The sequence below is a fragment of the Rhodococcus sp. T2V genome, from assembly GCF_029269925.1.
In the GTDB taxonomy this organism is placed as follows: Bacteria; Actinomycetota; Actinomycetes; order Mycobacteriales; family Mycobacteriaceae; genus Rhodococcus_F; species Rhodococcus_F koreensis.
The window spans coordinates 1-9,946 of the sequence record NZ_JARJBD010000168.1; the positions used below are offsets into that span (position 1 = coordinate 1).

General features: G+C 67.9%; 12 protein-coding genes. 4 read left to right on the forward strand and 8 right to left on the reverse strand.

Annotated features, from left to right (window positions below):
• Positions 1-82: 82 nt before the first annotated feature.
• The gene (locus P3H15_RS51445) at positions 83-298 is read right to left on the reverse strand and encodes a hypothetical protein (protein WP_276144399.1); all 216 of its coding nucleotides are present in this window, start codon (positions 296-298) and stop codon (positions 83-85) included.
• A 56-nt stretch (positions 299-354) separates the two neighbouring features.
• On the opposite strand from P3H15_RS51445, the gene P3H15_RS51450 reads away from it, so the two are divergent.
• On the forward strand, positions 355-1,041 hold the full coding sequence (locus P3H15_RS51450; protein ID WP_276144400.1) for a rhomboid-like protein: 687 nt from the start codon (positions 355-357) through the stop codon (positions 1,039-1,041).
• Between the two features lie 118 nt (positions 1,042-1,159).
• Here the strand turns inward: P3H15_RS51450 and P3H15_RS51455 are convergent, their stop codons facing one another.
• From P3H15_RS51455 to P3H15_RS51465, 3 genes are all read right to left on the reverse strand, one after another.
• Complete coding sequence (locus tag P3H15_RS51455; RefSeq protein ID WP_276144401.1) at positions 1,160-2,140, reverse strand: VWA domain-containing protein; 981 nt, start codon at positions 2,138-2,140, stop codon at positions 1,160-1,162.
• 163 nt (positions 2,141-2,303) lie between these two features.
• The gene (locus P3H15_RS51460) at positions 2,304-3,107 is read right to left on the reverse strand and encodes a hypothetical protein (protein ID WP_276144402.1); all 804 of its coding nucleotides are present in this window, start codon (positions 3,105-3,107) and stop codon (positions 2,304-2,306) included.
• 168 nt (positions 3,108-3,275) lie between these two features.
• Entirely contained in the window at positions 3,276-3,653 is a 378-nt protein-coding gene (locus P3H15_RS51465) for a CD225/dispanin family protein (protein WP_276144403.1), read from the reverse strand.
• Between the two features lie 347 nt (positions 3,654-4,000).
• On the opposite strand from P3H15_RS51465, the gene P3H15_RS51470 reads away from it, so the two are divergent.
• Both P3H15_RS51470 and P3H15_RS51475 read left to right on the forward strand, forming a co-directional pair.
• Complete coding sequence (locus P3H15_RS51470; RefSeq protein WP_276144404.1) at positions 4,001-4,915, forward strand: phosphatase PAP2 family protein; 915 nt, start codon at positions 4,001-4,003, stop codon at positions 4,913-4,915.
• Positions 4,912-5,616 carry a DedA family protein gene (locus P3H15_RS51475; protein WP_276144405.1) on the forward strand — a complete coding sequence of 235 codons (705 nt, stop codon included), beginning with the start codon at positions 4,912-4,914 and terminating at the stop codon, positions 5,614-5,616. The genes P3H15_RS51470 and P3H15_RS51475 overlap by 4 nt, the downstream gene beginning before the upstream one ends.
• A gap of 229 nt (positions 5,617-5,845) precedes the next feature.
• Here P3H15_RS51475 and P3H15_RS51480 read toward each other — a convergent pair whose 3' ends face one another.
• Positions 5,846-6,691: an SGNH/GDSL hydrolase family protein gene (locus tag P3H15_RS51480; protein ID WP_276144406.1), complete on the reverse strand. Its 846-nt coding sequence runs from the start codon at positions 6,689-6,691 to the stop codon at positions 5,846-5,848.
• A 193-nt stretch (positions 6,692-6,884) separates the two neighbouring features.
• Between P3H15_RS51480 and P3H15_RS51485 the strand changes: the two genes are divergently transcribed.
• Entirely contained in the window at positions 6,885-8,336 is a 1,452-nt protein-coding gene (locus P3H15_RS51485; protein WP_276144407.1) for a cell wall metabolism sensor histidine kinase WalK, read from the forward strand.
• On the opposite strand, the gene P3H15_RS51490 is transcribed toward P3H15_RS51485, so the two are convergent.
• The 3 genes from P3H15_RS51490 to P3H15_RS51500 form a co-directional block, all read right to left on the reverse strand.
• Positions 8,242-8,994, reverse strand: coding sequence for a response regulator transcription factor (locus P3H15_RS51490; RefSeq protein WP_276144408.1), 753 nt, complete (start codon positions 8,992-8,994; stop codon positions 8,242-8,244). The two genes, P3H15_RS51485 and P3H15_RS51490, sit on opposite strands and share 95 nt — an antisense overlap.
• Before the next feature lie 42 nt (positions 8,995-9,036).
• Positions 9,037-9,513: a DUF2231 domain-containing protein gene (locus tag P3H15_RS51495; protein ID WP_276144409.1), complete on the reverse strand. Its 477-nt coding sequence runs from the start codon at positions 9,511-9,513 to the stop codon at positions 9,037-9,039.
• Between the two features lie 92 nt (positions 9,514-9,605).
• Positions 9,606-9,946, reverse strand: a 341-nt coding sequence (locus P3H15_RS51500; protein ID WP_276144410.1) for a condensation domain-containing protein, incomplete at its 5' end; no start/stop codon positions are given.

Consider the following 9,946-nt stretch of genomic DNA (forward strand, 5'->3'; position numbering starts at 1 on the left):
ACTTCGGCCCGAAAACGGGTTGCCCCTAATCAACTACACGGAAATCCGCGCTAACCCGGGTGGCGGAGGTGGGGATCGCCCTCTACGCGCTACTGATGCCGAAGTTGGTGATCCAGCCGGCGAGGACACCCGAGATGCTGCCCGCCGATGCGTCGGACGTGATGATCGCTGCGGCCTCCGAGACGGCGGACTCGGGCACCACGGGCACGATCCCGGTCTCACCGCCGCGGTCGAGCAACGCATACGACGCGGGCCGCCCGCCATCAGATGCGCCCTGGGTCTGACGCGTGACCGACACACAGGGCTATCACTCCGGTTCAGCGGCCCCAGGGCGATCCGGTGCACACTGAGTCGATGGACGTCGCCATCTCCTCACGCCTGCGATCCCTTCCGCGGTCAGCGTGGGCATACGTTCGGCGGGCACCCGGGACCTACATCTGGCTGGCGATACTGCTGGTGACATCGGTGGTGATGAGGCACCTGCCCCCGGATGTCCTGAACGTGGTGCTGGGTGATCGTTCGACCAACCTGCATCATCTTGCCGAGGATCCCGTTCGGGTATTGATCTCGAGTGCCTTCTGGCTCGCCGGCGGCGGATGGATCACCTACTTCATTTCGTTCAACATCTTCCACGTCCCGGCGGAGCGTTGGCTGGGGACACTGCGGTGGTTGTGCGTGGTGGTGATCGCGCACGTCGGCGCGACCTATATCAGCGAGGGCGCGTTGTACTGGGCCATTCGCCACGGCCACACCCCCGCGTCGGCGGTCGACACCCTCGACTATGGGGTCAGTTACGCACTGGCCGGGGTGATCGCGGTGCTGACGTACCGCATTGCCCCGCCCTGGCGTTACCTCTACGTCTCAGCTGTGCTGGCGTTCTTCGCCGTCCCGCTTTTCATAGACCTGAACTTCACGGCGGTCGGGCACTTCACCGCGGCACTTCTCGGTCTGGGATGCTATCCGCTGGTCCGCTCACGCAAGGGCACGTGGTCCCCGGTCGAGGCGGTCCGCCGTGTCCGGAGAATGAGGGCGGTCTCGTGAATCCGGATGGTTCGCCGCGCGCCGCACGCCGAGTGGAGTGCCGTTTCGACACTGCAGTGCCCTGTTATCCGGTCGCCGACCACGGTGCCGTGGGAGTGCATCGCAGCGGTCCGCGTGTTCAGGGTAGGCGTTGGTGGAGAACGAGTGCGGTGCCGGCAGCCACTGCGATCAGGATGGATCCGAGGATCAGCCATGGTCGGCTGGCGTCGCCGAGGTGGGTTTCGTAGCCGATCTGCTGTTGCAGATTCTGGTAGCTGGCTTGCAGTTCGTCCGCGCTGGTCGCGGTGAAGGCCGAGCCACCGGACAACTCCGCGATCCGTCGCAGAGAGTCGTCGTCGACGGGGACGGGGATGTGGCTGCCGTTGAGGTCGATCGCACCGGCAGTGGTGCCGAAGGAGATGGTGGAGATGGGGACGCCTTGCTGTCTCGCGAGGCGGGCCGCGGTGAACGCGCCGCGCGGGTCGTTCAGGTCGGCGGGCACGGTCTGTTTGCCGTCGGATTCGAGGACGATCCGGGCGGGCGGCGGGGTGCTGCCTCCGCCCAGTACGCTGGCGAGGGTGTCGATTGCCTGGAGGGCGGTGAAGATCGCTTCCCCGGTCGCGGTCCGTTCGGCGAGTTGCAGATGGTCGAGGGCGTTGTCGGTCGCGGTGTGATCGGTGACTGGTGAGACCAGCATCGACGCCGTCCCCGCGAACGCCTCCAGTCCGAGGTTGATGCCGGGGGTGAGGTTGTCCGCGAACGTTTTGGCGCCGGCCTGGGCTGCGGCCAGCCGAGAGGGTGGCACGTCGGTTGCGCGCATCGACAGTGACACGTCGATCGCGAGGATCACGGTGGCGCGGTTGCGCGGAACTCTGGTCTGCGCCACGGGTCCGGCCAGGGCGACGGTCAGCAGCAGCAGTCCCACCAGCAGCAATGCTGGTGGGATGTGCCGCGACCATCGGGGCCGGGTCGGGGCGACGGTCTCGAGGAGTTCGAGGTTGGTGAACCGCAGAGTGTATTTGTGCCGCAGACGCAGTATCCATAGGTAGCCGATCGACAGCGCGCCGACGACGGCGGCGAACATCAGCCACCCCGGTGTCGCGAGAGCGGAGAACCTCATGTCTCACCTCCGGCATCCTGACACCGCCCGGCGGACCCGGAGGCCATCATCGGCTCGAAAATCTCGCGAGCCGACCGACGATCGGCATGGCACCATCATCACCTGTCCACAGTCGGTTGCCGCAACTCGGGCCGAGGGCCGCGAGCGCCCCCCTTCCGGTGGATCATCCAGGCGCCGGCACGAACCCAGGCTCGGATACCGCTCCGAGAGGGCCGGGTGGCACCCGGGACGCGAACATCGCCAGCAGTGCCTGCCCCACCGTCAGACAGATCGCCGCGACCAGCACTCCCGCCGCCACCCCGGTCAGGGGCATTCCGGCATACAGACGTGCACCGGCGAGAGCGACGACGCCGATCACCGCGGCGGCGGCCAGCAGCGTCCGGCGGGTGCGGCGGCGGCCGATACCGGCGATCACCGCCGCCATACCCAGTACCGTGGCGGTCCCGGCGAGGTTCGCCAGCACCGCGTTCCCGGTGTCGCCCGGCTGCCACACCCCGGCAACTGCCTGGCCCGGCCCGAGCACGGTGCCGAGGGCGGCGCCTGCGAACACGGCGGCCATCACTGCACCCAGCATGATCGACGCGACCGGCACCGGCCAACCGCGCCGGATCAGGACGATCCCGGCCGCTGCGGCCGCGGCGATCGCGCCCGCGGGGGCGCCGAGCGCGATGCCCACGGTCGCAAGGTGATCGAGTCCTGCACTGTGGTGGGCTGCCAGCACGGAGGTGATGGGGCGGTCGGCACCGGTCAGCCAACCACCGTCGCGGATGTGAATACAGACAATGCCCAGCGCCAGGGCCAACGCCGCGGTGCGCAACCCGCTCGCCTGCCCGGACCCGGTGACGACCATACCGGCGACGAACACCGCCAGGGCGATCCCGAGGACCGGAAGAGCGATCTCCATCGTCGCGGTCTCGGTCATGACCTCGGTGACCATCTCCTGAACGAGGGGCACAGTGCCGGACACCCTTCCAGTCTGGTGCGCAGGTGCTGTGGAATCGCTGAGAGCGGGTAGCGCAGACGGGCTTTCTGTGTTCTGCTCGGGTGTTGTCGGGGGAGCGTGGGCACCCTCGCTCCCTCGGCTCGGGGAGTGTGCGCCGGTTCATCGGTCACCGCAGAGAACTGTTTCCCGGGGTCAGTCGCGCATGTGGTGGTGCCAGTCGCCTCCGTCGCCGCCGTGCGCGATCAGAACAATTACGGCGATCGTGTAGAGGACGATCGCCAGCAGCAGCAAGGCGCCGAAGATCCACAGCGACAGTTGCCCGAGCTTGCGTACTCGGCGGGAGGCGTATTCGGCGCCGTCGATATCACCGTCCACCCATCTGGGGTAGACCTCGAATGCGTGGTGGAAGGTCGAGAACGCCAGCGGCCAGAAGAACAGCAATGAGGCCACCGCCCAGCCGGCGTTGCTGGTGGGTCTCGTCCTGACCGAGGGGACCGCGGTTGTGTCGGCGGTGGGCCCGCTTCGGGTGGGCCGATCGTCCGGTGCAGGTTCGGATGCTGGATTGACCATGGTGACTCCGTATCCGTCATAAGGGCATCCGTCATCAGGACAACCCGTTCCGACGGTACGTCTGCCACGCTGAGGATTGGCTGAGAGCTGCGAACGAGGTACCGGCATCCTCGGGCGGCAGACCGCGGCGGTGACGGACCCGCAGTCACACTTCCTGCCCGGCCCGTCCCTGCAGGGACGGAAGGTTTCTCTGCGTTCGCAACACCATCGGTGTCGGGTTGCGGCTGAGGAACGCCCCGGGGGCCGAGCGCTTGCTCGTGCCGAAAATTCACGCTCCCGGGCTGGCCGGGTGTGATCGTCGTCCCGCTCTCAGCGGCTCCACAGCGGCGGACACTGATACTGCGGGTGTGAGAGAAGCAGTACAACCCCCGGTGTCATTGGCGACGGCCCACGATGCACCGGTCCAGACCAATCTGCTCGGGCGGGCCCACGAGGTGGTTGCGGACCTACATCAGAGCGGAGCCGCGACGCTCGTGCTGGTCGTGTTGGTCGGGGGTGCGGCGCTGTTCCTGGGTGCGTCGGTCTGGCGGAGCCTACAGGGTGATCGCCGGGGTCCGGCCGCGGCGGCGATCGCCGTGCAGTGCACCGGATTGGCGGCGGTGTTCGTCGCGCTGGCCTATCAGGTCAGGACCGGGGGCTGGTTGACCGGTGCGGATCCGGCGGTCCTGGGTTGGTTCACCGGGCACCGGTCGGATTGGGTGACCGGGCCGGCCATCGCGGTGACCGATGCCGGCGGACCGGCGGGCACCATCATCGCCGCGGTCGTGATCGGCGCGGTGTGCTCCCGGCGGGCCCGCTCACCGATCCCGGCGGTGGTTCTCATCGGGACCGTCGGTGCCGCGGCACTGGCCTCCACCGTGACGAAATCTGTTGTCGGTCGCGCTCGCCCCCCGATCGTGTCCCAGGTGTTGCTCGAGACGGACCATTCGTTTCCGTCCGGGCATGCCACCGGGGCGATGGCTCTGTTGACGATGGCCGCCGTCATGTTCGGGTACGCGCTGCCGCCGGCCCGTCGTGTCCTGTTGCTGGTGCTGGCTGCGGCGGCGACCGTGGTGGTGTCGGTGACGCGCCTGTACCTCGGTGAACACTGGCTGACCGACGTGGTCGGCGGTGTTCTCCTCGGTGGTCTCGCCGCGGTGATCGGCGGGGCGCTCTACACGACCTGGATGGACCGGACCCGCGCCCGGGTGGCTGCGAGTCTGGACGAGAACTACACGCACTCGGGTCGCAGCGACCCGACGACGATGGGATATGCGGCATGAATGTGGCACTGGGACTGGGCTTACTGGACGCGCCGACGTTGCTGGGCACCCTGGGGTTGCTCGGCGTCCTCGGTGCCGTGGTCATCGAAACCGGTCTGCTCGTCGGCTTCTTCCTGCCGGGGGATTCGTTGCTGTTCACGGCCGGTGTCTTCGCCGCCCAGCCGCATCCGTTCGCACCGTTGTGGGTGCTGCTGCTCACCATCCCGGCCGCGGCGATCGTCGGTGACCAACTCGGGTTTCTGATCGGCCGGCGGGCCGGGGACGCGGTGTTTCATCGGCCCGGCGCCAAGCGGATAGGCCCGAAACAACTCGAGCAGTCGCGGCGGTTCTTCGACCGCTACGGGCCGCGCACGATCCTGTTGGCCCGTTTCGTTCCCGTCGCCCGCACGATCGCACCAGTGATGGCCGGCGCGTCCGGGATGCCGTACCGCACCTTCGCCGTCTACAACGTCATCGGCGGCATTGCCTGGGGAGTCGGGGTTCCGGTCCTGGGCTATCTGCTCGGCGGGATTGCGTTCGTACGCGGTCACATCGAGGTGATTCTGATCGCCGTCGTGCTGGTGTCGATTCTGCCGCTGGTGATCAACGGTCTGCGGGCCCGGCGTCGAGGACAGGGTGCGGACCTCCAACCGGACAGCATCCCGACGCCCACCGGCGATCCGGGCCAGTGCGCCTGTCCCGGCGCACCATTCACCCGATGAACCTCGACGGTCACAACGACATTCCCGACCACCTCGTTCCCCACCGACCTCGTCCTAGGGCCGCCCGGAAACTGGTGTCTGCGGGTCGCTCCGCACGGATTGGAGAACCTGCCGGAATGAGAATCCACCTCTGAGAACCCGCCTCGATCGGCGGTCGATCTCGGTGGGCCGGCCGGATCGGGGAGCGGGAGGTGACAGCACGAGATGAGGTGACAACGCGAGCCACAGCTCAATGGCCTGCGTACTCGGGGGACACACCCGAGGCGGTCAGGACGAGGGCGGCGATCGTCCGCATTCCGGTGGTGGTGGGGTGCAACGACTGGGCGAAAGACTGTGGGAGCAGGCCTTCGAACCATCGCTGATCGGGTCCGGCGCAGGCATCGTGTCCGATGGCGGCGGTCGCAACGTCCCCGAACCGGGCGCCGGTGGCAGTGGCCGCGGCAGTGAGAACCTGATTCATCCTCACGAAGAAGCCCGAGATCCAGGCTGCATCGGCGTCGCTGGTGGGAATGTTCGGCCAGCAACCGTGGGCTCCGAAGATCCCGCCGTGACCGACGAGCAGCACCCGGGCCGTCGGCGCCCGTTGCTCGATCGCGGCCAGTGCCGCGGACACCTTCGGCTCCAGCGCGGCGAGTGCGGAATTCATGCTACGGATGGTCTCCGGGTCGGTGCGACAGTGCGCGTCGGCGGCTGGGACGGTGGTGTAACACGGTGCCACCAGGGACTGCCACGCGATGTCGTTGCCGCCGATACTGACTGTGACGAGCGTGGTGTCAGGTCGCAGGGCATCGATCTGCGGTGGTACCGCACCGGTGGCGGTGGATTGGGACGCGGTGGTGAGACTCTCGGTTGTCGCGCCCGAACAGGACACATTGGTGAAGGAGTCGGCGTGCAGCGCCCGGGCCACAACCCCCGGATATCCCTCGATCGACCGGAAGCAACCGGCGTGCAGCGAGATCGGCGCCAGGTAGGGGCCCGCGGCTCGGGAATCGCCCATGGCGACGTAGCGGATCGTCGAATCCGGCACCGGGTCGGCTACCGCCGGGTCGGACCACAGGACGGCGAGCGCGGCCATGCCCCCACCAGCGCCGTCCGCATGGTCCGCTCGCACAACCGTGTCCAACTCCGGCGTTGCGGTGTTCCCACACCGTCAGTGTCTGCCGACGCCGCTGTGTTGACGCTGAGAGGAGCGCGGACCCGTCTGGTGTACCGCCGCTGCGGCGGTTGTCGTTGGCGTCCCAGAGGATCGGATGGCGGATGATGGCCGGATGAGATCCGTACCCGAGTGGCTCAGACCGTCGGTGTGGGGGCTGGCGATCCGATCCGCACTGGTCGCCGGTGCGGTCGTGACCATCGCCCTGGGGCTCGGGGCGGCGGCGTTGCTGTTCGTACTGGACCGGTCCCTGCTCTCCGCCCTCGACGACGCCGCGACCGCCCGAGCCCAGGACATCACCGCCAGCCTGCGGTCGGACCCACCCGCTGACCTCGACAGTCAGCTCCTCGACACCACTCAACGCATCACGCTCGTTCAGGTCGTCGACCGGGCCGGACAGGTGGTGCGGACATCGGACACCGACCCCGGCACTCCGGCGACCGATGTGCGGCCACCTGCCGGTGGTCCGCCGGTGCCGGGACTGATCGGGCGGGCCGAACCCGGTGCGGATCTGCGGATCACCGTGCAGGGCGCCCGCGGCGTCGGAGGCGAGTACACCGTCCTGGTCGGAGCGAGCGAGGAACCGGTGGAAGCCACCCTCGCCACGGTGGGTGGGCTGCTCGCCCTCGGCGGTCCGGTCATCGCCCTCGTCGCCGCGGTGGTGACCTACAAACTGGTTCGGCGCTCCCTGCGGTCGGTCGAACAAATCCGCACCCAGGTCGCCACGATTTCGAGTACCGACCTCGGTGAACGGATTCCGGTGCCAGCGCCCCGGGACGAGATCGCGGCGCTGGCGCGGACCATGAATGACATGCTCACCCGACTCGAGGCCGGCCACACGGCGCAACGCCGATTCGTCGGCGACGCATCACACGAGCTGCGCAGCCCACTGGCCACCGTCACCATGGCCTTGGAACTGGCCGACGCCCGACCAGAACTACTCGACCGCGAACTGGTACGGGACACGCTGCTGCCCGAGGTCACCCGGATGCACCTGCTGGTCGACGATCTGCTGCTTCTTGCCCGCGCCGACGAGCGCGGCTTGCCGCTGCGGCTCGGTGACGTGGACCTCGACGACGTGGTGGACACCGAGGTCCACCGCGCCCGCGGCGAGACCGGCAAGACGGTCATCGCCTCACTGGCTCCCGTGCGGATCCGCGGCGACCGCACACAACTCGAGCGTGTGATGCGCAACCTCATCGACAACGCCGTCCGGTTCGCGGCACATACGGTGCACGTGGAGGTCTCGCGGCGCGGGAACACCGCGCAGATCGCGGTGTCCGATGACGGGCCGGGCATCCCGCAGGCTGACCGGGCCCGGGTCTTCGAACGGTTCGTGCGACTGGACAACGCCCGTGAACGCGACCGCGGCGGTTCCGGACTCGGCTTGGCCATCGTCGCGGAAATCGTGTCCGCCCACCGAGGTTCGGTGCGGATCGGTGAGAGTGCGCAGGGCGGGGTGCAGGTCGTGGTCACCCTTCCGGTGACTCCGGTGACTCCGGTGACTCCGGTGACACCGGTGACTCCGGTGAGTCCGGTGAGTCCGGTGTCTCCGGCCGAGTCGTGAGCCGATATCCGACGCCGCGGACCGTGTCGATGGTGTGCGCGCCGAAGGGGGCGTCGATCTTCCGGCGGAGATACCCGACGTACACCTCGACGATATTTTCGTCGCCGTCGTAGTGCGCGTCCCACACGTTGCGCAGAATTTCGCCCTTCGTCAGGGCAGCGTCCGGGTTACGCAACAGGAATTCGAGGACCCCGAATTCGCGAGGGGTCAGGGCCAACTCTTCGTTGCCACGCATGACGCGTCGCCGCGCCGGGTCGAGGCTCAGATCACCGGCGGTGAGTAACACCGGGCGCGCTGGTGCGCCGCGCCGCGCCAGCGCGCGCAAGCGTGCGACGAGCACCACGAACGAGAACGGTTTGACGAGGTAGTCATCGGCGCCGAGATCGAACGCGTCGGCCTGGTCGTACTCGCCGTCCTTGGCGGTCAGCATCAAGATCGGGGTCCAGATTTGCTTGGCGCGAAGTTGACGGACAATGTCGTATCCGTTGATTCCCGGCAGCATGATGTCGAGAACGATCACATCGAAGGTGTCCTCGGTGGCGCGCCAGAGGCCGTCCTCACCGATAGCGGCGGTGATCACCACGAACCCCTCGAGTTCGAGGCCGCGGCGAACCATGTTCGCCAACCGCGCTTCGTCCTCGACGACCAGCACCCTCATCAGACTGCCTCTCCCTGCCGCATCCGTTGCTATCGGGTGGCGTTACGGGGCGGCGTCGGTGGTGGTGATGACGTCGCTCCACGCGGCCCGCGAACCCGATTCGCCGATTCGGTAGACCTGAACGATGGTCCCTGTGGCCACGACCAGCGCGAGGGCGGCGACGATCAGCGACAGCGGCCGGGACGGGTCCGTCTTTCGCTCGCGCAGATGGACCGCAGTGAGCGCCAGGGCCACCACAAGGAGAGCGGCGGAGAAGTAGATCATCGTGTCACCCAGCTCGGTGTGGGCGTGCACGGCGGCCGACCGAGCAACGTGCTTCTCGAGCCATTCGCCGGCGTCGGTGGTCAGCGGAGTCACGACGGTGGTCACGGCGGCCAGGACGAGAGTGAGCCAGACGAGCCGACGCCGGGCGGCGGGCCACACACCGCACACGATGACCAGGATCGCCGTCAGCGGAGCCAGGACCACGATGAAGTGGACGAACAGCACGTGCGCGGGCAAGCCGCTGACAGTAGACACGACGCCAGTATCGCGGGGCCGCGCTGAGAAAGCGCTGAGGCCGGAGGAACCCACCGGTAGGGAGTGGGAGGCAGACCCGGGCGGTGCAGGGTTCAGGGCGTGATCTCCGCGAGGACGGCGCGGAGACTGTCGAGGAACGACCGGATGGTGGAGGCGTCGAACAGGTCCGTCGAGTACACGAGTTCGGCAGCGATGCCGGCGGGCTGACCGTCGGTGTCGTGGCGTTCGGTGAAATGAAAATGCAGGTCGCATTTCGCGATGTCGAGGGGCCGGGGGGTGATCTCGAAGCGCAACGTCTCGGCATCGAGCGTGGCGGGAGTGAAGTTGTTCAGCGACAGCGCGACCTGGAAGAACGGGTGCAGCGATGGTGAGCGGGGTGGATCGAGCACCTCGACCAGTCGCTCGAACTGCACCTCGGACTGGGCGAGGGCAC

Excerpts from the sequence above, each read along its gene's own strand:
- P3H15_RS51450 (WP_276144400.1), top strand. The coding sequence starts at position 355 with ATGGACGTCGCCATCTCCTCACGCCTGCGATCCCTTCCGCGGTCAGCG.
- P3H15_RS51455 (WP_276144401.1), bottom strand. The coding sequence starts at position 2,140 with ATGAGGTTCTCCGCTCTCGCGACACCGGGGTGGCTGATGTTCGCCGCC.
- P3H15_RS51465 (WP_276144403.1), bottom strand. The coding sequence starts at position 3,653 with ATGGTCAATCCAGCATCCGAACCTGCACCGGACGATCGGCCCACCCGA.
- P3H15_RS51475 (WP_276144405.1), top strand. The coding sequence starts at position 4,912 with ATGAATGTGGCACTGGGACTGGGCTTACTGGACGCGCCGACGTTGCTG.
- P3H15_RS51480 (WP_276144406.1), bottom strand. The coding sequence starts at position 6,691 with ATGGCCGCGCTCGCCGTCCTGTGGTCCGACCCGGCGGTAGCCGACCCG.
- P3H15_RS51485 (WP_276144407.1), top strand. The coding sequence starts at position 6,885 with ATGAGATCCGTACCCGAGTGGCTCAGACCGTCGGTGTGGGGGCTGGCG.
- P3H15_RS51490 (WP_276144408.1), bottom strand. The coding sequence starts at position 8,994 with ATGAGGGTGCTGGTCGTCGAGGACGAAGCGCGGTTGGCGAACATGGTT.